General features: G+C 46.2%; 21 protein-coding genes and 1 pseudogene. 20 read left to right on the top strand and 2 right to left on the bottom strand.

Annotated elements, in window-relative coordinates; genetic code table 11:
- Positions 1–15 precede the first annotated feature (15 nt).
- The 5 genes and pseudogenes from NST45_RS15005 to NST45_RS14985 all read left to right on the top strand — a co-directional run bounded on the left by NST45_RS15005 (position 16) and on the right by NST45_RS14985 (position 3,386).
- On the top strand, positions 16–279 hold the full coding sequence (locus tag NST45_RS15005; protein WP_036686170.1) for a YlbG family protein: 264 nt from the start codon (positions 16–18) through the stop codon (positions 277–279).
- A gap of 163 nt (positions 280–442) precedes the next feature.
- Positions 443–880 (top strand): hypothetical protein, encoded by a 438-nt coding sequence (locus NST45_RS15000; RefSeq protein ID WP_036686574.1) that lies wholly within the window; start codon positions 443–445, stop codon positions 878–880.
- Positions 881–1,050: 170 nt separating this feature from the next.
- Positions 1,051–1,950, top strand: coding sequence for a selenium metabolism-associated LysR family transcriptional regulator (locus NST45_RS14995; RefSeq protein ID WP_036686171.1), 900 nt, complete (start codon positions 1,051–1,053; stop codon positions 1,948–1,950).
- Between the two features lie 23 nt (positions 1,951–1,973).
- Positions 1,974–2,426 (top strand): annotated as a pseudogene (locus NST45_RS14990) (GNAT family N-acetyltransferase); the annotation flags it as partial.
- 72 nt (positions 2,427–2,498) lie between these two features.
- Positions 2,499–3,386, top strand: a complete 888-nt coding sequence (locus NST45_RS14985) for a PHP domain-containing protein (RefSeq protein ID WP_051491464.1) — start codon at positions 2,499–2,501, stop codon at positions 3,384–3,386.
- 87 nt (positions 3,387–3,473) lie between these two features.
- Here the strand turns inward: NST45_RS14985 and NST45_RS14980 are convergent, their stop codons facing one another.
- Complete coding sequence (locus tag NST45_RS14980; protein ID WP_339826053.1) at positions 3,474–5,357, bottom strand: NFACT RNA binding domain-containing protein; 1,884 nt, start codon at positions 5,355–5,357, stop codon at positions 3,474–3,476.
- Positions 5,358–5,647: 290 nt separating this feature from the next.
- Here NST45_RS14980 and NST45_RS14975 point away from each other — a divergent pair, with 290 nt between their 5' ends.
- From NST45_RS14975 to NST45_RS14955, 5 genes are all read left to right on the top strand, one after another.
- The gene (locus NST45_RS14975) at positions 5,648–8,467 is read left to right on the top strand and encodes a calcium-translocating P-type ATPase, SERCA-type (protein ID WP_036686174.1); all 2,820 of its coding nucleotides are present in this window, start codon (positions 5,648–5,650) and stop codon (positions 8,465–8,467) included.
- Between the two features lie 137 nt (positions 8,468–8,604).
- Positions 8,605–9,441, top strand: coding sequence for a diaminopimelate epimerase (gene dapF, locus NST45_RS14970; protein ID WP_038570307.1), 837 nt, complete (start codon positions 8,605–8,607; stop codon positions 9,439–9,441).
- Positions 9,442–9,587: 146 nt separating this feature from the next.
- Complete coding sequence (locus NST45_RS14965) at positions 9,588–11,249, top strand: spore germination protein (protein WP_063829831.1); 1,662 nt, start codon at positions 9,588–9,590, stop codon at positions 11,247–11,249.
- Complete coding sequence (locus tag NST45_RS14960) at positions 11,167–12,453, top strand: Ger(x)C family spore germination protein (protein WP_081383702.1); 1,287 nt, start codon at positions 11,167–11,169, stop codon at positions 12,451–12,453. The genes NST45_RS14965 and NST45_RS14960 overlap by 83 nt, the downstream gene beginning before the upstream one ends.
- A 23-nt stretch (positions 12,454–12,476) precedes the next feature.
- Entirely contained in the window at positions 12,477–13,577 is a 1,101-nt protein-coding gene (locus NST45_RS14955; protein ID WP_036686178.1) for a GerAB/ArcD/ProY family transporter, read from the top strand.
- Here the strand turns inward: NST45_RS14955 and NST45_RS14950 are convergent.
- Complete coding sequence (locus NST45_RS14950; RefSeq protein ID WP_036686181.1) at positions 13,550–13,807, bottom strand: hypothetical protein; 258 nt, start codon at positions 13,805–13,807, stop codon at positions 13,550–13,552. The genes NST45_RS14955 and NST45_RS14950 overlap by 28 nt on opposite strands.
- A 184-nt stretch (positions 13,808–13,991) precedes the next feature.
- Here NST45_RS14950 and NST45_RS14945 point away from each other — a divergent pair, with 184 nt between their 5' ends.
- From NST45_RS14945 to rsmB, 10 genes are all read left to right on the top strand, one after another.
- A complete protein-coding gene (locus NST45_RS14945) occupies positions 13,992–15,860 on the top strand; it encodes a bifunctional homocysteine S-methyltransferase/methylenetetrahydrofolate reductase (protein WP_339826048.1) in 1,869 nt (622 codons plus the stop codon).
- Positions 15,861–15,898: 38 nt separating this feature from the next.
- On the top strand, positions 15,899–16,792 hold the full coding sequence (locus NST45_RS14940) for a YicC/YloC family endoribonuclease (RefSeq protein WP_339826045.1): 894 nt from the start codon (positions 15,899–15,901) through the stop codon (positions 16,790–16,792).
- A 48-nt stretch (positions 16,793–16,840) separates the two neighbouring features.
- A complete protein-coding gene (locus NST45_RS14935) occupies positions 16,841–17,101 on the top strand; it encodes a DUF370 domain-containing protein (RefSeq protein WP_006209218.1) in 261 nt (86 codons plus the stop codon).
- 19 nt (positions 17,102–17,120) lie between these two features.
- Complete coding sequence (gmk, locus tag NST45_RS14930; RefSeq protein WP_036686186.1) at positions 17,121–17,690, top strand: guanylate kinase; 570 nt, start codon at positions 17,121–17,123, stop codon at positions 17,688–17,690.
- A gap of 52 nt (positions 17,691–17,742) precedes the next feature.
- Complete coding sequence (gene rpoZ / locus NST45_RS14925; protein WP_036686188.1) at positions 17,743–17,943, top strand: DNA-directed RNA polymerase subunit omega; 201 nt, start codon at positions 17,743–17,745, stop codon at positions 17,941–17,943.
- A 216-nt stretch (positions 17,944–18,159) separates the two neighbouring features.
- Complete coding sequence (gene coaBC / locus NST45_RS14920) at positions 18,160–19,395, top strand: bifunctional phosphopantothenoylcysteine decarboxylase/phosphopantothenate--cysteine ligase CoaBC (protein WP_036686190.1); 1,236 nt, start codon at positions 18,160–18,162, stop codon at positions 19,393–19,395.
- Positions 19,395–21,926, top strand: coding sequence for a primosomal protein N' (gene priA / locus NST45_RS14915; RefSeq protein WP_036686191.1), 2,532 nt, complete (start codon positions 19,395–19,397; stop codon positions 21,924–21,926). Before coaBC ends, priA begins: the two co-directional genes overlap by 1 nt.
- Before the next feature lie 85 nt (positions 21,927–22,011).
- Positions 22,012–22,491, top strand: coding sequence for a peptide deformylase (gene def, locus NST45_RS14910; protein ID WP_036686193.1), 480 nt, complete (start codon positions 22,012–22,014; stop codon positions 22,489–22,491).
- A gap of 5 nt (positions 22,492–22,496) precedes the next feature.
- A complete protein-coding gene (gene fmt / locus NST45_RS14905) occupies positions 22,497–23,432 on the top strand; it encodes a methionyl-tRNA formyltransferase (protein WP_076212679.1) in 936 nt (311 codons plus the stop codon).
- 137 nt (positions 23,433–23,569) lie between these two features.
- Positions 23,570–24,901, top strand: a complete 1,332-nt coding sequence (rsmB, locus tag NST45_RS14900) for a 16S rRNA (cytosine(967)-C(5))-methyltransferase RsmB (protein ID WP_256717057.1) — start codon at positions 23,570–23,572, stop codon at positions 24,899–24,901.
- The last annotated feature ends 122 nt before the right edge of the window (positions 24,902–25,023 follow it).

Genomic DNA, 25,023 nt, shown 5'->3' with positions numbered 1-25,023 from the left:
AAGGCGGTTTAGCTTATGTTTGCGGAACGGACAGGATACATCATTTGGGTAAGTGACGTTAAAGCGGCACGTAACCTTGAGAAATACGGAACATTACATTATGTTTCTCGGAAAATGCATTATGCAGTTATGTATGTAAATGCAGAACGGGCCGAGGAAGTTATGAAGAATGTCCGCAGACTCTCCTATGTACGAAAGATTGAAAGATCTTATCGTAACGAAATTAAGACAGAGTATACTAGTAATGGACCGGACAAGTCCCGTAATTACAGTATGTGATTCCAGGAGATAAACAGGCGCTTAAACAACGCCTGTTTTTTTTATGCTTATTTACAAAAAAAGCCATTACTCTCGACGGTAGAAACTTGTACAACTTTCGGCAATGAGGTAAGATGACAACATTAAGTGCATACTAAGACCCTTATGGTGGAGTGTGATGATGATGCGCAACAAGGGGATGGATTGGCCCAGCACTTATGAGCCCTTCCACATCATGCTGAACGATTACAGGGTCGCCGACATCGTTATAACAAATCATGCGAAGAGCCGTTATATGGACCGCATCAGCAATGGTGCAAGCAATGCCGAAGAGGTCGCTGCATGGATGTGGCAGTGCCTAATGCAGAATCGGATCAAGCCCTTTTCAAGCAGTGATTATAACGCATATTTAATTGACGATGACTCTGTAGTAATCGCTGAGTTTACGGAATTGACAGGTGAGAGAGATCTCTCAGGCCAGCCATTATATTCTATGATCATCGTTTCGTTTCTTGGTAGAATCTCGGTGATGCCACAGCTGAGAGATTTAAAGACCTATTTTTCACTGCTGCGTAATTCTCACCGTACAAAGCTGTCGAAGAAGAAGCGAAGACGCAAATAGTCTATAAAGAAACGGGCAAGAGGCATGCGGCGAGTCTGCATGTCCTTTTTGAAAATATAAGAATTTATATACTGCACAATTATAATATTCTTAGATTTCTACGGGAAACGATTGTCGTCTTTAAAGGACGGCAACGACGTTTCTTCTTGTAATATAAGGAGTTGCGAAGCATGAACTTTCATCAGCTGCATATTTTTTATACGGTCTCCGAGCGGGGAAGCTTCTCGGCGGCGGCGCAGACTTTACATATGACTCAACCAGCTGTGACCATGCAGGTACAGGCGCTGGAGGATTATTTTGGCACCAAATTGTTTAATCGTTCCACCAAAAAAATCGTACTCTCTGAGGCAGGGCACACTCTAATGCCATACGCGCTACGCAGTATTCTGCTGATGCGAGAGACGGATCAAGCCATGTCAGCATTCACACATATGCTGGAAGGGAGATTGCAGCTTGGGGCGAGTCTTACGATAGGAGAATACGTGCTGCCACGGCTGTTAGGCCCTTTCGGAAAGCAATATCCTAACATTTCAATTATGATGAAAGTGATGAACACCTCGCAAATTATGGAGGAAATCCTCAAGCATCAACTGAATTTTGGTTTAATTGAAGCCCCGGTCACACATCCGGACATGGAGATCGAGCCCGTGATGGGGGATGAGCTGAAGTTGATCGTGCCATATGATCATCCACTTGCGGAGCAGCAAGAGGTTACCTTGGAGCAAGTGCTTCAGCATCCTTTTGTATTGCGTGAGCAGGGCTCAGGAACGCGGCGTGTGATGGAAGAGCAGCTGTTCTCCAAGGGACTTGATCCGGGAACAATGAAGATCGTGATGGAGCTTGGAAGTACGGGAGCTGTGAAATCAGCGGTGGAAGCAGGTCTTGGCATAACGATCATATCGACCTCTTCGGTTAAGCATGAAGTTGCGCTTGGACTGTTGAAAATTGTGAATATCTCCGATGCCTCTTTTAAAAGACAATTCTACGCCATTCATTTAAAATCAACACTGCTGCCAATTTCTGCAGTAACCTTCCTGACTTATTTGCGTGAGCATTCGAATGAAATCTGATAGTTAAAGCGGGGGATATCACAATGTCAATTGTTCTACGTGGAGAAAAGCTAGTATTGCGCGATATTACAGAGGCTGATTTTCAGAAGCTTTATTATCACTATCATGAAGCTGAAGACCGTGAACACTTGAAATGGGATGGTCCTTATAAATCTTTGGCACATCAAAGATTCGAAAAGTTTACCGAGGACTACATAGGTCATTTGGCGTTAGTTGAGACGGAAACCCCGCGTAACCTGTTGATCATAGAAATAGACGGCAAGGTAAAGGGGAAAGTAGGACGCTACTGGATATCGCAAGAAACCAACTGGATGGAGATTGGTATAGTAATCTTTGATTCTAGTTATTGGTCAGGTGGTTACGGTACGGAAGCGTTTAAGATGTGGATAGATTATTTATTTAATTCTCTTGATACAGTCCGTCTTGGAATAGGCACCTGGTCAGGGAATAAAAGAATGATCGGGTTGGCAGCGAAATGTGGCATGGTGGAGGAAGCTCGCGTCCGTAAAGCACGAATCGTGCGAGGAGAATACTACGATGCCATAAAAATGGGGATTCTGCGGGAAGAGTGGGAGAATGCAGGCAACCTACCTGCGAAGGATGTATGCGACCTCCATACCCATACTCAAGCATCTGACGGCATGCAGCCACCAGCGGAGAATGTACGACTTGCTAAGGAGAAGGGGCTAAGCGCTGTTGCCATTACGGATCATGATACAGTGGCTGGCGTGAAGGAAGCCTGTGAAGCAGGGGATAAGTACGGAATAACCGTTGTGCCTGGTGTAGAGATCAGTACGCGTGCTGGTGGCAAAGACATTCATGTGCTGGGCTATTATGTTGATCCTGAGAATGAACAATTTCTCTCACGTTTGGAAGGGCTAAGAGATACCCGGGCACTTAGAAATGAAGCGATAATTACCAAGCTGCAAGACCTTGGTATTGCGATTACCTTGGAACAGGTTATAGCGGGGATCGGGCGGGAATTGAAGCCTGATGAAAGCATCGGCCGCCCACATATTGCCGACGAGCTGGTTCGGCTTGGGGCAGCTACCGATATGAGAGATGCCTTCAACAAGTATTTGGCCGAGGGTGCAGCGGCCTATGTGTCACCTCCTAGAATCACACCGGAGGAAGCTTGCGAGTGGATCATTGAGGCAGGAGGGTCTCCAGTATTAGCCCATCCGGGTTTGTACGGGGATGACCTTCTGGTGCGAGATATTCTGGAGCAAGGCGCTTTTAAAGGGATTGAGGTCTATCACTCAGATCATGGACCTGCGGAAGAAGAACGTTATCAAGTTATGGCTGAGGATTATAATCTGTTAATAACCGGAGGTTCTGACTTTCATGGTGCCCGTCAAGGCGTGATTTTTCACGGGGATATCGGCAGTGTTACGGTTTCTACAGAAGTACTGAAGTATTTAAACAAAAAGGCATGAAATTAGTCAATTTGCGGAGCGAATCATAAAAACCTCCAGCTTTAGATGTTCAACATCTGCAGCTGGAGGTTTCTTTATATCTAGTATTTAGCTTCTCAAAGTATTTGGAAGACTCTTAATTCTTTCCTCATTGGGTGTGACGAACAGTGTCTTTTGATGATCATAGATTACAAATCCCGGCTTGGAACCGCTTGGTTTACGTACATAGCGGATCAATGTACAGTCCACAGGCACACTGCTGGACTGTTTGGCTTGGCTGAAATAAGCGGCAAGCTGAGCGGCTTCTTCCAGCGTTGCATCTCCAAATTGCTCACTTCGGATGACCACGTGTGATCCGGGGATGTCCTTGGTATGCAGCCAAGTATCATTCGGAGAAGCCAGTCGATTGGTGACGTATTCGTTCTGCAAATTATTTTTGCCGACATAAATATCGATTCCTTCTGAAGAGGTGAAGACCTGTAATGTGGGTCTGGTGGCCTTTTTCTTCTTTTTGCCCTTTTTGCTCCGGTCTCGCAGATAACCTTGGCTTACAAGCTCGTCGCGGATCTCCTCAATATCGTTGAGGGAAGCGTGGGCAAGTTGCTGCAGCAGACTCTCCATATACAGAATTTCCTCATGCGTCTTCAAAAGCTGTTCATTAATGACAAGCAGGCTGTTTTTATATTTGTTGTATTTTTTGAAATAACGTTGTGCATTGTCCGAAGGATTTAATAACGGATCGAGCGGAACCACCATTTCCGCCTGATTTTCATCATAATAATTGACCAAGGAGGCTTCTTTATCCCCTTTGGATACCGCGTGTAATGAAGCGAAAAGCAACTCACCCCAAATGCGGTAACGATCAGCATCCTGAGCTTCGTCGAGATCCTTCTGCAAATTAGCGAGTTTCTTAACGTTTTTGCTCCGTTCATTGCTGAGGAAGCGGATCAAATCACTCACCCGTTGCTTTACAGTATCGCGCTCGGCTTTATCCCCGTAATAATCCTCCATACATTCACTGATGGAGTTGTAATGTTTCGCACTCTCACCCAGAAGTGTTAAGGGGATCGCAGAAAAAATCATCTTACCTTTTGCGTTTGCACCTGCAACAGGAGAAAATTCGTTATCGCGTACGGATCCCATTACGGAATGGAAGGCAACCCATAATTGTGTCGGAAATGCTGCTTCGGATTCTGTAACGCCTTTATCCAGGGTGTTTCTCAGACGAAGAGCAATTTCACCAGCAATCAGTGGGCTCATTCCGCTGAAAGCATGTACCATCCAGCCCACGGGGTCAGCTGAGGGAGAAGGACCGCCAGAGCCGTCAGGTTTTTGCTCTACTGCTTCTTTTGTGATCAGCTTAGCAAGCTCACCCTCAATGATTTCTTCTGGCTCAGCCTCCTCATCATCCTCTATCAGTGCAGCTTCTTCAGCAGCCGAGATTAAATTGAGAAATTGCTCCTGACCAATCTCCAAAGGGTTCAGCTTATGTTGCTGTGGCGGTTCTGTGTATGCGATACCGGGCATCACAATCCGATAGCTGCTGATCGATGGAGTTACATGATGAATGCCGTCTATGATCGTTCCAGAACTGAGATCAGTAAGAATGATGTTACTGTGTCGACCCATGAGTTCTATGATGATCTTTTTGGCAAAGACGTCACCAAGCTCATCTCTAGTCTTGACGTTTATGTGAATAATTCGTTCCATACCTACCTGCGTAATACTTTCAATGGTCCCTCCCTCACAATGCTTCCGCATAAGCATGCAGAACATGGGTGCTTCCGAAGGATTAATGCTGTTTCTTTCGGTAAAATGCACCCGAGGATACGTTGGATTAGCAGAGAGCAGCAGCTTGCCGCCGCCACCTGCGCCGCGCAGGTTAAAAATTAAATCGTGATTGTTCGGTTGATATATTTTTCCTATACGTGCACCTATGAATGATTGCAATTCGTGCACGATAGCTCGGGTAACAATGCCGTCTAATGCCATGATAAAGCTCTCCTGTCGCCGTGAAATGAATTTCTTAAATATAAGAAAGTAAAAGTTTCACACAATACTTATATCTTATATTTCTCGCTCAAACGCTTACCTGTCCTTATAAGGACGCCGAAGACGTCTATGCTCACCTCTCTATGATGCCATACTTTAGGACATTCGCGCAAAAGGGGAATTGGATAGGGGTGATATTATTGGACGACCTTGAATACATTTGTCATGAACAGGTGGAAAAGCTGTGCGCCGCCGGAAGTAAAGAAACGACCGGGAGGGAAAGAAAAGTCATGGAACAAAACAGTTGGCACCGTCTCGGTGCAGAAGAGCTGCAGAAAATGTTCAATGTCCAGCCAAGGACGGGCCTCAGTGATGAGGAAGCCGCGGAGAGACGAAAGGAGAACGGGTACAACGAGCTGTCGGAAGGAAAGACAGTATCTCCGTTTACCCTGCTGTTGAACCAGTTCAAGGATTTCATGGTGCTTGTGCTCATGGGTGCAACGCTTGTATCCGGGTTGCTAGGCGAATACTTGGATGCCATCACGATCATCGCGATTATCCTACTGAATGGAGCGCTTGGATTTGTTCAGGAGTTTCGCGCCGAACGTTCGCTAAGAGCTTTAAAGCAACTCTCCGCACCTTCTGCCAAAGTGCTACGTGGAGGGAATAGCGAGATTATCCCAGCCAAGATGTTGGTGCCAGGTGATATTGTCTTGCTGGAGAGTGGAGATCGGATTCCTGCCGATGTACGTTGGTTGGAATGCAGTGCTCTATATGTGGAAGAATCCGCACTTACTGGGGAATCATTGCCTGTCTCGAAGCATTCGGAAGCGATCCGTGCAGAAGAGATTCCGCTTGGTGATCAGAAGAATTTAGGCTTCATGGGCACTATGGTGACCAGAGGAACAGGGCGAGCTGTTGTAATCCGTACCGGTATGAACACGGAAATGGGTAAGATAGCGGATCTAATCCAAAATACGGATTCTCAGGAAACACCTTTACAGCATCGGCTTGAGCAGCTAGGAAAGATTCTGATCTACGTATCTCTGGGATTGACAATTGTAGTTGTGGTAGCAGGTATTCTGCATGGACAGCCTGCCACCTCCATGTTCTTAGCTGGTGTGAGCTTGGCAGTTGCCGCGATTCCGGAAGGTCTCCCCGCTATTGTAACTATTGCGCTTGCGCTAGGCGTGCAGCGGATGATCAAACGCAAGGCTATCGTTCGTAAATTGCCGTCAGTGGAAACGTTGGGCTGTGCCTCGGTAATCTGTTCAGACAAGACAGGAACATTAACGCAAAATAAAATGACGGTGACCCGATTATGGACGGGTGGACGTGGTCTTGAGGTAACAGGTGAAGGGTATGCTCCAAATGGACAGGTTCTGGAGAAAGGCAAAGCAGTGGATCTAAAACATGATCAAAGCTTACGGCGGATGTTGCAGGTTGGCGCATTATGCAGCAACGCGGAAATTATTGAGACCTTCCAGTCTGAAGTGCGAGGCAAACGAAAAGGGAAGGATAAGGATGCTGTTCTTGAAAAGTCTGCAGACAACACTTCCGTTTGGGAACTGAAGGGCGACCCGACAGAAGGAGCGCTCGTGGCACTGTCAGGAAAGATGGGACTGACCGCTCAGACGCTTGCCGTAACCTACACTCGTGAACAGGAATTTCCGTTTGATTCTGAGCGGAAGCTGATGTCTGTGATCGTAGGCCATCCGGGAGGACGGATGGTATGTACCAAAGGTGCGCCCGATGTATTGCTGAATCGCTGCGCATATATGCTTTGGGAGGGCGGTGTTGTGCCTTGTACGCCAACTTTGCGGCAGAAGGTGCTTGATGCCAATGAGCAAATGGCTTCAGGAGCCCTTCGTGTGCTAGGTATGGCTTACCGGGATATGCGTCCAAATGAACATGTGAATAGTGAAAAGGATGCGGAGAATCAATTAGTCTTTATTGGCTTGGCAGGAATGATCGATCCGCCACGTCGTGAAGTCCGCGATGCCATCAGTGTCACACGCCGGGCAGGGATTAAGACGGTTATGATTACTGGTGATCATGGAACAACTGCCGAGGCAATTGCTCACCAGCTGGGAATTCTGCAGCGTGGTGGAACGGTGCTGACAGGCGCTCAGTTAACCCGGATGGATGATGATGAGCTGGATAAGATATCGGACAATGTGTTTGTATTCGCCCGCGTATCTCCAGAACATAAGCTTCGGATCGTTAAATCTCTACAACGTCACGGTCACGTAGTGGCTATGACCGGAGATGGAGTGAACGACGCTCCAGCCATTAAGGCTGCAGATATCGGGATATCCATGGGGATCACAGGTACAGATGTGACCAAGGAAGCATCGTCACTTGTTCTCGGGGATGATAACTTCTCAACGATTGTTGCTGCCATCGAAGAAGGCAGAAATATCTATGAGAATATTCGTAAATTCATTCGTTATCTGTTGGCATCCAATGTGGGAGAGATTCTGACTATGTTTTTTGCCATGATGCTGGGTCTGCCTTTACCACTCGTTCCGATCCAAATTCTTTGGGTCAATCTAGTGACGGACGGACTGCCAGCGATGGCACTTGGAGTGGATCAGCCCGAGAAGGATTTGATGGAGCATAAACCTCGTGGTGCGAAAGAAAATATTTTTGCCCGCCGCTTAGGCTGGAAAATTATAAGCCGTGGATTCTTGATTGGTTTATGTACGCTAGGAGCATTTTGGCTAACCTTACGTATAGCACCAGAGAATCCTGCACAATTGATTCGGGCACAGTCCGTTGCTTTTGCAACACTAGTTATGGCACAGTTGATCCATGTTTTCGATTGCCGCAGTTCGCGTTCAGTGTTCCACCGCAATCCGTTCCAGAATAAGTATCTAGTGCTTGCCGTGTTGTCATCAGTCTTACTGATGCTGGCCGTAATGTACGTGCCTGTGCTCCAGCCTGTCTTCAAAACAGTGCCGCTCAATTTCCGCGAATGGTGTCTGGTGTTTGTAACAGCGGGGATCCCGACCTTCTTGATGGGTGCCGGCAGTGTTTGGGGCGGCAAACGTAATCGTGGACGCAGCGGCAGTAATCCGATGATAAAAAGTACAAAAATTTCAGCATAAAGTCAATACTAATGCTCCATTCCTAAAGGTATACTTGTTGCAGTTAACCGCTCATATGCTTGCGAAATGCTCAATTACACAGAACTTTAAGCTTAAGCGAATGCTAACATAACATAACCTTTAGGAGTGGACTTTTAATGGAATTCACAAAAATGCACGGCCTCGGTAATGACTTCATCGTTGTTTTCGGCGAGCAAGAGCTGCCAAGTAATGCAGCGGAGCTTGCTGTAACCCTATGCAACCGGTTCTTTGGAATCGGTGCTGACGGACTGGTATATATCCTGCCTTCTGAGCGTGGCGATTTCAAGATGCGTATTATGAATTCTGATGGTTCGGAGGCGGAGCAGTGCGGAAATGCCATTCGCTGTGTCTCTAAATATGTATATGACCACGGACTGGTAAGCTCAGAGCAGATTGTAATAGAAACGATTGGTGCCGGAGAACAAAAGGTTACTTTAAACGTGAAAGACGGTGTTGTGGAGACTGTAACCGTAGATATGGGCGAACCTGTATTGTCCGGTCTGCAAATTCCAGTATCTATTGATGCAGAGCCAGTGCTCGCTCAGCCGATTGAAGCGGACGGAACCGAATTTAAGTTCACAGCGGTATCCATGGGAAATCCTCATTGCGTGATTTACGTAGAAGATGCAGTGAATTTTGATCTTGCCACATGGGGACCTAAGCTTGAGGTACATCCTTTATTCCCGAGAAAAGTAAACGTTGAATTCGCAACGGTACTGGATCGGGGCAGAGTGGATATGCGTGTCTGGGAACGTGGGGCAGGACCTACGCTTGCCTGTGGCACTGGAGCCTGCGCAACCCTTGTCTCCTCTGTGCTGAATGATCTTACAGACCGGGCAGCTTGGATTAGTCTAAAGGGCGGCGATCTCTATATTGAATGGAATGAAGAGGATAATCATGTGTATATGACTGGACCTGCTGAGGTCGTATTCACGGGCAGTGTAGCAATATAGAAAAATAATAAAAAGGCAGTCCAAGAGCGCATTCTTGGACTGCCTTTTTTGTGTTTCTAACCTGAGGTGACTTTAAGCAGCCGAATAATGGAAGGAGTAACCGAGAATAATACTACAAAGTTTATGAAAAAAAGGAGGGGAGCTTGTTGAACATCAACGGGTTAACTAAAAAAAATAAATCCGGTAAGGGACAGCAAGCTGACCCGGCAGGTCCAGGTTCTGGAGTGAGATTAACCATTTATCTGGAGCAGACGCTAAACAATATCATAACCGAGCTGGGAGATAGTCCGGATCTTAGAATCCGCCAGGTAAAGCTTGGTGAGGAATCCGTTGTTGAGGCTGCTGCGGTACATCTTAATGGTCTAGCTAAGACAGAAACCGTTAATCAATTTGTAATGGGTTCATTGCTCTCCATTACGGATGAGATGCTCAAGGAAAGCAATACTGCAGCAAATAATCTGAATGACCTCATCTTAAACCGTGCCCTGGAAATAGGTGAAGCGCAGCTGCAGGAGGATTGGAACGAGGTGCTGCTCGGAATTCTTTCTGGGAAGACACTGATTCTCATTGAAGGTTATGACAGTGGCATCATGTGTGAGACTGAAGGAGGGGAAGCACGTTCTGTCACTGAACCCTCCACTCAGCTAGTTGTGCGTGGTCCAAAGGATAGCTTTGTTGAATCTTTGGCTACGAATGTCTCATTAATACGCAGAAGAATAAGATCACCCAAACTAAGACTCGAGCATGTGAAGATCGGGTCGGTAACTCAGACCGATGTGGCTTTAATGTACATCAAGGATACTGCGGACGAGAAGCTGGTTGAAGAAGTTAGAAAACGGCTGCAGCAGATTAATGTAGATGCCATCATGGAATCCGGTTATATCGAAGAGCTGATTCAGGATAAGACCTTTACCCCTTTTCCAACCATCAATAACAGCGAGCGACCAGACGTTGCTGCAACGAATCTGTTAGAAGGGAGGGTAGTGATTGTCGTAGATGGCACCCCCTTTGTATTGATTTTGCCTGCGGTTTTCACTCTTTTTTTTCAGTCAGCTTCGGATTATGCGCAAAGGTTCGATATTGCTATTCTGATGCGAATTATTCGGTATATCAGTTTTATCGTGCTTATTCTAGGGCCTTCCGTGTATATAGCTTTGACGACGTTTCATTATGAGATGATCCCTACGACTTTGCTGATCAACCTTTTATCGCAACGGGAAAATGTGCCTTTCCCCGCTTTTGTCGAAGCTATTCTAATGGAAGGTGCGTTTGAGATCATCCGGGAAGCGGGAGTAAGAATGCCGCGTGCAGTTGGGCAGACCGTATCTGTAGTAGGTGCTCTGATTCTTGGTCAGGCCGTGGTAGAGGCTGGAATTATTACGCCCGTTATGGTGATTGTGGTCGCGTTGACCGGGATTGCGAGCTTTGCCATTCCAGCGTATAACATGGCGATTGCGGGCAGAATTATCCGTTTTGGTTTTTTGATATTGGCCGGTATGTTTGGTTTTTACGGGATTACTTTAGGTTTAATCGTACTGGTTGCACATATGAACAGTCTGCGTTCTTTTGGCGTTCCTTATTTGTCTCCAATAGTGCCTTTGTCATCCAGAGGTCAGAAGGATGCCGTCTTAAGGCTGCCTTTGTGGGCGCTTGGCACAGCAGAACCAGCTCCTGCTACTGCGCAGCAAGGGAACATTTCAGAAGGGAAGGAGATCACAACCGGACATGAACAGAACCTATCTCCAAAAATTCTTGATAAGACTAAAGGGACACAGCCGCATAAGAAAGGAAAGCAAGATTCTGAGTAAATGCAATTTTTTCTTAGCAGGACTTTTACCTTGCGTATTGATCTGTCTTAGTCTCACAGGCTGCTGGGATAGTGTGGAATTAAACAGAAGAGCCATCGTTTCCGGTGTGTCCATAGATAGAGGACCTACAGAAGAAGAGAAATATGTATTATCCTTTCAGGTTATCGTTGCTGACGAAATCTCTGGGAAGAACGCTAGAGGAACTTCACCTGTTTCGGTTTATAAAGGTAGCGGCCGCACTATGTTTGAAGCATTAGCTAATGCCTCGCGTCAGACTGCACGTTTTTTGTCTTTAGGACATATTAGGGTGGTCATCATTTCCGAGAAGTTCGCTCAAGAAGGCATCAAGGATATCATGGATGTGCTGGAAAGGGAAAGCGAAACCCGGCTGACAAGCCTGATTTTTATTTCCAAGGGACAGCCTGCAAGTGAATGTATGACGACTATGACCGTGTTCGGAAGGATTCCAGCCAATGATTTGGTGGAGAAGCTGCAGACAACCTCTAAACAATTCGGATATAACTATCGGATGGAAGTGGATGATATTATCCGGGGGATTCAGGTTCCGGGTGGGGGGCCTGTGATCAATGGCGTGCTAGTGACTGGAGATTTGGACCAGAGGGAGAGCAACGATAATTTAAAGAACTTAAGTCCGAAGACCATAATAAAGGTTACCGGTCTTGCAGCTTTTAAAGAAGACAAGCTTAAAGGATGGCTGCTCGGCGAAGAGGCGATCGGTACCGTTCTACTTAAGAATAAAATATCTCAGATGCCGGTATTGGTCTCGATAGGGGAGAAGGACTATATATCGTTTAATGTGTATTTATCACAGGTACATATCCATGCGGATGCGAAAGATATAGAGCATCCTATCTTCACGGTTAATGTCACTCAGCAGGCTGGATTAAAGGAATCGCCCAATGGCTTGGATCTAACAGATCCAACAGTGTTAAACGATCTTTCGAAGCTTTTGGAAAAGAATATTCAAGAACAGATCCGCGCTGCCATAGCAACTGCCCGTTCATTAAAAAGTGATTATCTAGGTTTCGGTGAAGCAGTAGAAAGAGCTAATCCACGTGGCTGGAAACAAGTAAAAGATCATTGGGAGAGTATATTTGAAACCTGCCAGATTAATATCGAGGCTGATGCTGTGATCAGGCATACGGATATGCGAAGTGATTCCTTTCAATCCAAGAATAAGTAATGACAATAAAGGAGGAGACAGCTATGGGAAAGATAAAAATAGGACTACTCCAATTTTTCACGTTGACTTTGTTGTTTGAGCTGGGAACAGCGCTGGTAGTGAATCTTGGGATGGAGTCTGGTAAAGATGCGTGGATTTCCATACTCCTCGGAAATTTGATCGGTTTGATTGTATTTTCGGGGTACACTTATTTGTACAGAAAGTTTCCGGATCTCCCCTTAACGGCTTATACCCGCAAGCTATTGGGAAAATCCTTAGGTACGGTGATTTCCGTTCTCTACATTACCCTATTCCTCAATTTAGCGGGTCGTGATTTACGGGATGGCAGTTCCATGCTGGTTATGGCTACTATGCACCGCACACCTTTGTTTATTATTTCAACGTTGATGATCTTATCTTCTGCGTATGTTTTGCATAAAGGAGTAGAGGTATTATCCCGAACTTCATTGGTATTCGCAACTCTTGTAATGCTGATAGGAATATTTTGCTCGATCATGCTGATGTTATCGGGCTCAATTAATTTAAATCGATTACTTCCTATTTTTGAGAATGGGTTCCAGCCTGTGATTGATTCTGTTATTCGCCAGAACTATATGTTCCCTTTTGGTGAAATGATTTGTTTTACCATGCTAATGCCCTATCTGAACAATGTTAAAAAAGGTCCTTGGGTCATCGCCGCGGGGATATTTGTTTCAGGTTTGCTCTTAAGTCTGACTATGATGCTGAATATTTCCGTGCTTGGCACAGATATAGTGAAACGGTCACCCCTCCCTCTGATGCCCACGATTAGCAAGATTTCAATCTCCGATTTTATTCAACGTGTGGATATTCTAATTGTTATGGTGCTGATTATCGGCGTTTTTTTCAAAATGTCTGTGTTTTTTGCGGCCGCACTTATAGGAATTTCGGAATTGTTCAAGATTCCTTACCGGAGAATGGTCTATCCCTGTGCTCTGATCATTCTGTTCAGCTCGATGTTGAATGCGCGGAGCTTTACTGAACATATTAATGAGGGGGGGAGATTGTTATATACGATTTTTCCCTTCTTTATGGTGTTGATCCCTGTAATTCTTATCATCGTTGCGGCGATAAGAAGTCATCTTTCCCCGCCACGTTCTGGTTGATGTCCTGTTTTCCAGTAATAGATATCGGGGATGAACAAGCAGAGCAGCAAAATACAAGCAGTAGCTTTCTCAGAGGCGGTATAGAATAGATAGTTAAGGATATACCCGACGTTACCCAGCCCATAGCCATACAGCCAATCTAGCAAATAAATATACAGCAAGCAGAGAGTGGCTAGCAGTAAAGTTACAGCGTATTTTCGGATCAGAAACTTTCTTGTTTTTTTCTTCAAAGTATTCTCTCCTTTATGGAAATAACGGCATTAACGTTAGTATGAAGCTTTTTACATATGAACATGCATGGTGATATTTTGGTCTAAATGCTTTTCTTTTGTAAAGCTTATCATCCATACCGATTTATGTTACATTAGTATGAAACTAAAGTTAGAAACTAATGTGGCAGGGGAGGATCTTGTTGTGAAGCCGGATTTACGTTCCGCATGGGGAAATAAAGTATTAGTCGGAGACGGAGCGATGGGGACCTACTTATATCAGAAGGGTTTCCCGGTCGGCATTTCCTATGAAGAATTAAATTTGACCTCTCCGGGGGTAATCGAAGATGTTCATCGCAGCTATATTGAGGCAGGGTCAGTGCTGCTGGAAAGCAACACCTTCTCGGCGAACTATGACAGGCTGTCCAAATATGGTCTAGAATCCAAGGTTGAGGAAATAAATCGAGCCGGGGTTAGAATCGCTCGCCAGGCTGCTGGAGATCATGGGTATGTATTAGGAGCTGTAGGATCTATTCGTGCGGGCAAACGTGCGAATCTCTCTTCCACAGAGCTGAAAAAATATTTTACACAGCAGATTGCTGCATTGCTAGAAGAGGATGTAGATGGCATTATGCTGGAAACCTTTTACGATGTTGAGGAACTGCATTTAGCTCTAAGAACGCTCCGCAAGATCAGCTCGCTTCCTGTAGTTTGCCAATTAGCTGTCGATGAAACGGCACGCACATTAGATGGATTAACTTTGCCAGAAGCCTTTCGTATTCTGGAAGGCGATGGCGCTGATGTAATCGGATTTAACTGTAACACAGGCCCGAACGGAATGAAGCGAGCGCTCAAAGCTGTACAAGGGAATCTGGTTCTGCCAGCCTCTGTGTATCCAAATGCGGGTGTGGCGGATTATGTAGACGGAGAATACCGGTACGGGGCTTCACCAGAATATTTTGGCCAAATGGCACAGACTTTCGCGGAGATGGGCTGCCGGATAATCGGTGGTTGCTGTGGTACAACTCCGCAGCATATCGCAGAAATCTCCTCTGCACTGAAGAATTATGTACCGCAACCGCTTCCTAAACCGTTGCCACCTGCAGTGGAGCGTGTATCGCTGCAAGAGAATTTTGGCGATGAGGATAGAGATGGTAGAGAGCCGAACCTGGTTGATCTGGTAAAGGAACGACATACGGTTATTGTTGAGCTTGATCCACCTCGTGAATTGGATATTGCAAAGTTTATGCAGGGCGCAGAAGTTTTGAGAAGAGCAGGCGCGGATGCGCTGACACTCGCCGACAACTCCCTGGCTGTCACACGGATGAGCAACATGGCTTTGGGACATTTGGTGCACGCTAAAACTGGACTTCGTCCGCTAGTGCATATTGCTTGCCGGGATCGTAATTTGATCGGTACTCAATCCCATTTGATGGGTTTTGATGCGCTTGGAATTGATCATGTGCTGGCTGTAACAGGTGATCCTGCGAAATTTGGAGATCTTCCCGGCTCAAGCTCGGTTTATGATTTAACCTCTTTTGAGATTATTAGAATGATCAAGCAGCTGAATGACGGGATTTCCTTCTCAGGTAAACCTTTGAAACAGAAAGCGAATTTTGTAATCGGAGCTGCATTTAACCCGAATGTTAAGCATTTGGATAAGGCAGTGCAACGTCTGGAGAAGAAAATTGCCTCTGGTGCCGACTATATTATGACCCAGCCTGTCTATGATCAGGAACTTATCGTGAAGATAGCTGAGGCAACAGCACATCTGGAAATCCCCGTATTCATTGGTGTTATGCCACTGGCAAGCGGACGTAATGCAGAGTTTCTACATAATGAGGTTCCCGGTATTCAGCTTACGGACGATGTCCGCAACCGCATGAAGGGACATGAAGGGGAAGCTGGAAGAGCAGAAGGTGTCGCTATCGCTAAGGAACTGTTAGATGTTGCTACTGCCCATTTTAATGGAATCTATCTGATGACTCCGTTCATGTTCTATGATATGAGCGCACAGCTAATGGAGTATGTGTGGGAGAAATCAGGACGCAAATTGTCCCCCTTGTTTCGCTAGTAATAATCAATTACAATAGTGTAATGGATGTGATTCCGTTGTCATTTAGCATGACCGGATACGGTCAATCGTCCCTGCAATTCGGCGGCTACAAGATTATGTTCGAAGTGAAATCGGTGAATCACCGGTACTGCGAAGTTGTACTGCGGATGCCCCGGGATTGGACGGGTTATGAGGATGTGTTGAGAAGAAAGGTTCAACAGCACATCAAACGGGGAAGAATAGATGTTACCATCAATAGAGAGCACGATGAGTCGACAGTTAGACCGGTTCTGAATCACTCTGCTGTAATGACCTATCTAAAGGCAGCAGAGCAGCTTAAGAACAAATATGGTTTGACTGGTGAGTTGACTTTACGTGATATACTTTCTATACCCGGTATTATGGACAGCAAAGACGAGGCTGCGGGTGCCGTGTCTGCGACATTAGAAGACTACTCCGAAGTATTGGAGGCGGGACTTGAGCAGTGTTTGCAGTCTCTGCTGGAGATGCGCGCCCGTGAAGGCAGTTATCTAGCCGCAGATATTGAACAGCGCCTGAACCATCTTGAGAACATGCATGCTGAAATGGTTGAACTTGCACCTGTCGTAATCATTGAATATCGTGAGAAACTTCGACATCGATTGAATGAACTAAATGATGGGACGTTCGCTTTTGATGAGCATAAATTCGGGATGGAGATCGCTATTTTTGCAGATCGCTGTAATATTGATGAAGAGTTGACCCGGTTGTATAGTCATTTCGAGCAATGCAGAGCCCTCCTGAAGGGGAAAGGACCGGTAGGACGCAAACTGGATTTTCTCATTCAGGAGATGAACCGTGAGACGAATACAATCGGATCGAAATGCAATCATCTAACTCTCGTGGGTCTTGTGCTAGATATGAAAGCAGAACTGGAGAAGATTCGAGAACAAGCTGCGAACATAGAGTAATCGGGAATAGGTAATAGCATAGAACTTTATGGGGGGAACTACCGGAACATGGCAATCAAACTTATTAACATTGGCTTTGGAAATATTGTGTCTGCCAACCGCATTATTTCTATCGTCAGTCCGGAATCTGCACCAATCAAACGTATTATCCAGGAGGCACGTGATCGGCATATGTTGATCGACGCCACCTATGGCCGACGGACTCGTGCCGTAATCATTACAGATAGTGATCATGTCATCCTATCGGCTGTACAGCCGGAGACTGTGGCGCATCGCTTATCCAGTAAAGATGACGACAACGACGAATAACAACTAAATGGAGTGTATTATGTCAAAAGGATTGCTCATCATATTATCCGGACCTTCCGGCGTGGGTAAAGGTACTGTTTGTACTGCACTACGTCCGAAGATGCCCGAACTTGTCTACTCAGTTTCTGCTACTACTCGCAGTCCGCGTGCGGGTGAGGAAGATGGCGTCAACTATTTTTTCAAAAGCAAAGAGGAATTTATGACAATGATCGAAGCCGATCAATTGCTTGAATACGCGGAGTACGTAGGTAATTATTACGGTACTCCCCGTGATTTTGTAGAGAGAACTCTCAATAGCGGCAAAGACATTATTCTCGAAATTGAGGTTCAAGGAGCTCTCAAAGTCAAAGAGAAATTTCCTGAAGGGATTTTTGTGTTCCTTCTTCCTCCATCCATGGACGAGTTGAAGGACCGCATTCGCGGACGGGGTACTGAGCATCCAGATGTGATCGATCACCGCATGACTGTAGCGGAAGATGAGATCAACTTAATGCAGCATTATGATTATGCTGTAGTGAATGATGAGATTGATCTGGCTTGTAAGAGAATAGAAAGCATTATTATCGCCGAACATTGTAAAGTCAGATAATTTATGCTGAAGGTCAAATGGTATTAACAGTAAACTATGAAGAGGTGTCCCAGTGCTATATCCATCCATTGATGAAATGATGACCAAGGTTGACAGTAAGTATTCGCTCGTTGTCGCTGCTGCACGTCGTGCTAGACAATTGCGTGAGGGTGGCAAGACAGATGTGAAGAATCCTAGATCGCATAAATTTGTTGGTGTTGCTCTTGAGGAAATTTACGAAGATCGCATTACTCTAACCCGCGGTGAAGAGTAGTCTCAAGTATAAGTAATAATGACCTATTGTAGAAACGGATGCCGCCTATTTGTTTTGAGGCGCTGCCGTTTCTTCTTGGGTTATGGAGCAATTACGGGTCTTAAATTTATGATGAAAGCCCAGAACCGGGCTCTTTATGACAACCGGAAGGTTGTTATTTTTTTCTCGTCGTAAAGATAGCCATTCGTTGTAAGAGTAGGGAACAGGGGGGAGATCATGTTGAAGAGCTTGAAGGGGAAGACTATTTTACTTGGGATCACAGGAGGAATTGCTGCTTATAAAGCGGCGTCCTTGACCAGTAAGCTTGTCCAAAAAGGAGCCGAGGTTCATGTCATTATGACAGCTTCGGCGAAGCAGTTCATTACAGAATTAACTCTACAGTCACTATCGAAGCAACGAGTATATAGCGATACATTCCAGGAGAGAGATCCATCCTCCATTTCACATATTGATCTGGCAGATGCTGCGGATCTTGTGCTGGTAGCACCCGCAACCGCAAATATAATTGCCAAAATGGCACACGGTATCGCCGATGATATGTTATCTACTACACTGCTTGCTACTACGGCTCCTATTATGGTTGCACCAGCTATGAATGTTCATATGTATCAGCATCCAGCTGTACTTAATAATTTGAATATTCTCGCTAGCCGAGGCATTCAGTTTATTGAGCCTGGTGAAGGACTGCTGGCATGTGGATACGTTGGCAAAGGTCGGCTAGAAGAGCCAGAGGCTATTGTGAGTGTGGTTGAGAATTTTTTTGCACACCAAGCTAGCGTCGCATCCAAACCTCTTGCGGGTAAAAAAATCGTCATCACAGCGGGTGGAACGGTAGAACGGATTGATCCAGTGCGTTATATCTCCAATGATTCATCCGGTAAAATGGGCTTCGCGCTAGCACGTGCTGCACGTGCAATGGGTGCTGAGGTAACGTTGATTGCTGCGCGTACAGATGAGGCTCCTCCACAGGAACCAGAGATTTCAGTCATTCGTGTTCAATCTGCACAGGAAATGTATGAAGCAGTTACCGCACTGTGGGACAGCTGCGACATTATGATCAAGGCGGCTGCTGTATCGGATTACCGTCCGAAGCATAGTGAGCCTTCCAAGATTAAAAAAAGCGGAGAGACGATGACGCTTGAGCTTGTGAAGACAACGGATATTCTGGAAACACTCGGTAAGACCAAAAACAAGCAGTTTTTGGTCGGCTTTGCTGCGGAAACGGGCAATACGGAATTTTATGCTAAGGACAAGCTGGTCCGCAAAAACTGCGATCTCATCGTTGCTAACAATGTAGCGGCTGCAGGAGCCGGATTTGGAGCGGATACGAATATCGTTTCGATATATGATGTGAATGGATTGGTGCTTGAATTGCCACAATTGTCAAAGGATGAGGTAGCTCGTCGTTTGCTGACGCTCGTGGCAGAGCGAATTACTGGAGCTTCATTATAATGGATATCGCCAAGGTCATTGTGGATGTGCCTGTACGCAGCACTGACCGGCCATTTGATTATAGTATTCCAGAATCCCTGAAGTTATGGATTGAAGTGGGCAGTCGGGTAGCCGTTCCGTTTGGGCACCGGACAGTCCAAGGTTTTGTAGTATCTTTAGAATCAGGCGAGACCCTAGTGAGTCCTAGCCTGAAGCCTATTCAAGAAGTGTTGGATTTGCTTCCGCCTTTATCTCCTGAATTAGTTGAGCTTGCGGACTGGATGAGTAAAAGATATGCATGTAGACGAATTTCAGCACTGCAGGCGATGTTGCCCACCGCTCTAAAAGGGAAGGCAGAACGGCTGATTTCACTTGGAGATGTGCAGGAAGAGACAGCATTTCCAGAGGATGAATTGTTCCCAATGTTTGCCGACACAGGGGATGAGGAACGACTAATCACAGAATTTATTGGACGTAGTGGCGAAGTTTCCATGAAGCAACTTACTCGTGCATTTCCTGAGGCTGCTGAGACGGTGAAGTTCATGCTGCGGCGTGGAGTACTTATAGAGAGTCAATCCATTAAGGATAAAATGGGCAAGAAAAAGCTCAAGGCAGTCGATCTGGCGATAGGTGTCACTGCTGCCCGTGAGGCTTTGAACAAATTCCCAAAAAAATCCGCACGCCAGAAGGAAGTTCTGAGCTTTTTAGTTGATATGGAAGCTACACTCCCCATGGCCCTTAAAGAAGTTTTGTCTGCACTCCAAGTAACGGCAAGTACTGTAAAGGCCTTGGAGGAAAAAGGTTTTATCGAGATCAGTGAAATTGAAGTCTATCGCGATCCTTATCAAGGACGAGATTTTAAACCTACCACACCTCTACCGCTTACAGCGGAACAAGAGGTCGTATATACAAGAATTTCTCGAACCTTAGAGGAGCAGCTTCACGAAGTATTTCTGCTTCATGGAGTTACGGGTAGTGGTAAGACAGAGATCTATTTGCAATGTATTAAACGCTGTTTAGATCAGGGCAGACAGGCTGTTGTTCTTGTGCCAGAGATTGCTTTAACACCACAAATGGTGGAGCGGTTCAAGGGGCGGTTCGGCAGCGGTGTCGCGGTTATGCATAGCCGGCTGTCTGTTGGTGAGCGATACGATGAGTGGCGTAAAATCCGTGAAGGAAAGGCCACAGTCGCTGTAGGCGCAAGATCGGCCGTGTTTGCTCCTTTCTCCAACCTAGGGTTGATTATTATGGATGAAGAACATGAGACCTCTTATAAACAGGAGGAGAATCCGAAATATCATGCCCGTGATGCTGCTATACGTAGAGCGGAACAGTGTGGGGCAGCTGTGATTCTAGGTTCTGCTACGCCTTCGCTGGAAAGCTATCATGCTGCAAGATCGCAGAGTGATATTCACTTTTCACCGGTACTGCTAGAGATGCCTACCCGTGCGCTTGGAAATGAACTTCCAAAGGTGAACGTAGTAGACATGCGGGAAGAGCTTAAAGAAGGCAACCGTTCGATGTTCAGCCGAAAGCTTCATTCAGCACTGGAAGAGAGGCTGGAACGCGGAGAACAGACGGTGCTGCTGCTTAACCGTAGAGGTTTCTCAACCTTTGTCATGTGTCGTAGCTGTGGTTACGTAGCCGGTTGTCCAGAATGTGATATCTCACTAACGTATCATAGCCGTAGTGACAATTTGCGTTGTCATTATTGCGGACATGCTGAACCAGCACCTAAGCTTTGTCCGGAGTGTGGGAGTGAGCATATCCGGTTTTTCGGAACGGGTACACAGCGGGTGGAGGAAGAGCTTGGTAAGCTGTTCCCAGGCATACGAGTGATTCGTATGGATGTGGACACAACAACAGAAAAGGGCTCACATGAGAAGCTGCTGAACCAATTCCGAGACAAAAAAGCGGATGTTCTCCTGGGCACTCAGATGGTAGCAAAGGGACTGGATTTTCCAGATGTCACTCTTGTTGGTGTAATCACAGCAGATTCAGCTTTGAACCTGCCCGATTTTCGCGCAGCAGAGAAGACATTCCAATTGCTTACACAAGTTGCAGGCAGAGCAGGCCGGCACCAGCTTCCAGGCGAAGTGGTCGTTCAGTCCTATACGCCAGAGCATTATTCTATTATTCATGCCAGCGGACATGACTATCTCTCTTTTGTACGTGAAGAGCTGAAGCATCGCAGAGGCCTCCATTATCCGCCATATTGCAGACTCATTCTGGTCACATTGTCTCATGAACAGCTGCCGCTTCTACTGCGGATGGCAGAGAATTATGCTCTGAATCTTCAGGGAAAGGCCAGACAGCTAAGGTGGTATGGAAGTCTCGATAAGCTAACCAGCGATGTGTTAGATCTGTTGGGTCCTGTGGCATCACCTATCCCTCGATTAAAGGGTAGATATAGATTCCAGTGTATGATAAAATGGCGCGGCGCCATCGATGTGATTGGACTTGTCCGCCAAGTGGCTGAAGAGTTAGAGGATTCTGTGCGGGATACCGGTCTTCAGATCAGCATTGATGTGGATCCGCAGATGTTGATGTAAATCCGTATCATGTTACAATGTAAAAAAAGAGCTTTATCAATTGACTTTAAATATAGAAATGTTCAGAACGGGAAGGTGTTTTGTAATGGCTATACGTTTGATCGTTAAAGAACCGGATGAAGTATTGCACAAAAAAGCTAAAGAAGTAGCTGTAGTTACTCCTAATGTTAAAAAATTGCTGGATGATATGGCACATACGATGTATGACGCTGAAGGAGTAGGGCTGGCGGCACCCCAAGTCGGAATTTTGAAACGTCTAATTGTGGTGGATGCGGATGAAGAGCATGGATTGATCAAAATGATTAACCCTGAAATCATCAGCATGGAAGGTGAACAGCTAGGACCAGAAGGATGTCTTAGTATTCCTGGCTTGAATGGTGATGTTCGCCGTGCGGAGACTGTAACTGTACGTGGCCTTAACCGTGAGGGAAAAGAGATTACGATAACCGGCAGTGGTTTACTTGCCCGGGCTTTTCAGCATGAGATTGACCATTTGAATGGAGTTCTATTTACAGATATCGCTGAAAAAGTATACGAGATGACTGCTAACGAGACTGAGGAGTGAGGAATATGAAGATTGTATTCATGGGAACTCCAGCTTTTGCGGTGCCAAGCTTGCAAATGCTGGTAGATGAAGGCTATGAAGTTGTAGCTGTCATCACCCAACCAGATCGTCCGCAGGGGAGAAAAAAGATCTTGGCTCCTTCACCAGTTAAGGAAGCCGCATTAGCTCTCGGATTACCTGTGCTTCAGCCAGAACGCATGCGTCGTCCTGAGGCAGTCGCCGAGCTGGCAGCATATGAGCCGGATTTGATCGTCACGGCTGCTTATGGTCAAATTTTGCCTAAAGCTGTGTTGGACTTACCGCGGAATGGTTGTGTGAATGTACACGGTTCGTTGCTTCCTAAATATCGGGGAGGTGCTCCGATTCAGCGCAGTATCATCAATGGGGAGAAAGTGACCGGCGTTACTTTGATGTATATGGCTGAGGGGCTGGATACCGGTGACATGATCTCTCGTGTCGAAGTGGCTATTGAGGATGAGGATACCTCTGGAACTCTTTTTGAGAAGCTGAGCCTGGCTGGACGAGATCTGTTAAAGTCTGAAATGCCACGTTTAGTAAGCGGAAAAGTTCAAGCTGTTCAGCAAGACGATAGTGAGGCAACTTATGCCCCTAACCTTAATCGCGAGGATGAACGCTTGGATTGGAACGCTAGCTCACGTGACAACTATAATCGAATTCGTGGATTAGTTCCTTTTTCCGGCGCATTTACGCTCTGGAATGGTGAGACCTTTAAAGCTTGGGCTTCTAAGCTGCCTGAAGCGCAGAAAGCAAGCGATAGTGCTCCAGGAACGGTGCTTTCTGTAACTGAACGAGGTGTCGAAGTGAAAACAGGTGACGGAAGTCTGCTGCTGACAACGGTTCAACCTGCTGGCAAAAAAGCAATGAGTGCGGCCGATTTTAGCCGTGGTGCTGTTATGAAGCCAGGGACGGTGTTAGGTTGAGCGGCGGTGGAAATGGTGTTGGCCGATCAGCAGTAAATCCTAGCGCTGGTAAGAGACAGGGGAATAACTCTAAAGCAGTTGGCAACAACGGCAGAGCTGGCAACAAGGGTAAGGTTACCCCTGCTTCTGCCCGGGAAATCGCGCTTGATATAATGGTTAAAGTTGAGCAGCAAGGTGCATATAGCAATTTGCTGCTCAACAGCAGTCTACAGAAGGCAACGCTTAGCAGAGAAGATGCCGGACTGGTCACAGAACTTGTCTATGGCTCTATTTCGCGGATGAACACCCTGGATTATGTGCTTGAAGGATTTGTTAGTAAAGGGATAGCCAAACTACAGCCATGGGTCCGTAATTTACTGCGGTTTAGTTTATATCAAATTATGTATCTCGATCGTATACCGTCCCATGCAGCTGTAAATGAGGCTGTTAATATAGCGAAGAAAAAAGGCCACCAGGGAATCTCAGGGATGGTTAACGGCGTGCTGCGCAGTGTATTGCGTGCTGGTGATCTGCCAGTTCTGCCTGAGGGGCTAAGTCAAGCGCAGCGGATATCGATATTATATTCACATCCGTTGTGGTTAGTGGAACGTTGGATTACCGAGTACGGTGTCGACACGGCGGAAGCGATTTGTGCATCTAATAATGAGCCGCCTGCGGTCAGCGTACGTGTGAATACAACGATGATCAGTCGTGAAGCTCTGCTGAACCAGATGATTGAACAAGGTCTGCAAGCTTCAGCATCTGAGGTTAGTCCTTATGGCATTGTTGTGAAAGGCGGCGGAAACCTGGCGCTCACCTCCTGGTATCGTGATGGATATCTCTCCGTTCAGGATGAGAGTTCTATGCTAGTAGCTGAAGCGGTAGCTCCGGAGCCTGGCATGAGGGTGCTTGACTGCTGCGCTGCTCCTGGGGGCAAAACAGCACATATGGGCGAGCTCATGAAAGATGAAGGATCGATTTACGCTAATGATCTGCATTTGCATAAAGCGAAATTGATCTCAGATCAAGCAGAACGTTTAGGTCTTGATTGTGTATCTACAGGTAGTGCAGACGCGCTGGAGCTGGAGCAAACGTTAGAGCATCAATCCTTTGATAGAATTCTTCTCGACGCACCTTGCTCTGGACTCGGCGTAATTCGCCGTAAGCCAGACCTCAAATGGCGTAAGCAGCCGGAAGATGTGGCTAGTGTAGCATCATTGCAGCGGGAGTTGCTGCAGTCGGTCTCTAAACTGTTGAAACCGGGTGGCATTCTGGTATATAGTACCTGTACGACTGAACAAGCGGAAAATAGTGAAGTAGTAGCTGACTTTTTGAAGCAGAATCCTGATTTCACCGCAGTGACCTTTGCTTCACCGTTGTGGGACAGGCTGGAGGGTACCGCGCTGGCTGAGGGTGATGGAATTCAACTGCTGCCCCATCATTATGGGAGCGACGGGTTCTATATTTCCAAGCTCCAGAGAGTCTTGTAATATAGCAAATTTTCTGACAATTGTAGTATCCTCCGCCCGCCGGGCTACCGTACGGCGGGCGTTTTCTTTTACCGTCTCTGAAATTTGTGTTAAAATAGGAAGAATGAGAAATAATACGCATA

This window comes from Paenibacillus sp. FSL R7-0163 (genome assembly GCF_037969975.1).
In the GTDB taxonomy this organism is placed as follows: Bacteria; Bacillota; Bacilli; order Paenibacillales; family Paenibacillaceae; genus Paenibacillus_AQ; species Paenibacillus_AQ odorifer.
Note: the sequence above shows the minus strand (reverse complement) of the source record. Positions and strands in the feature narration are given on the sequence as shown.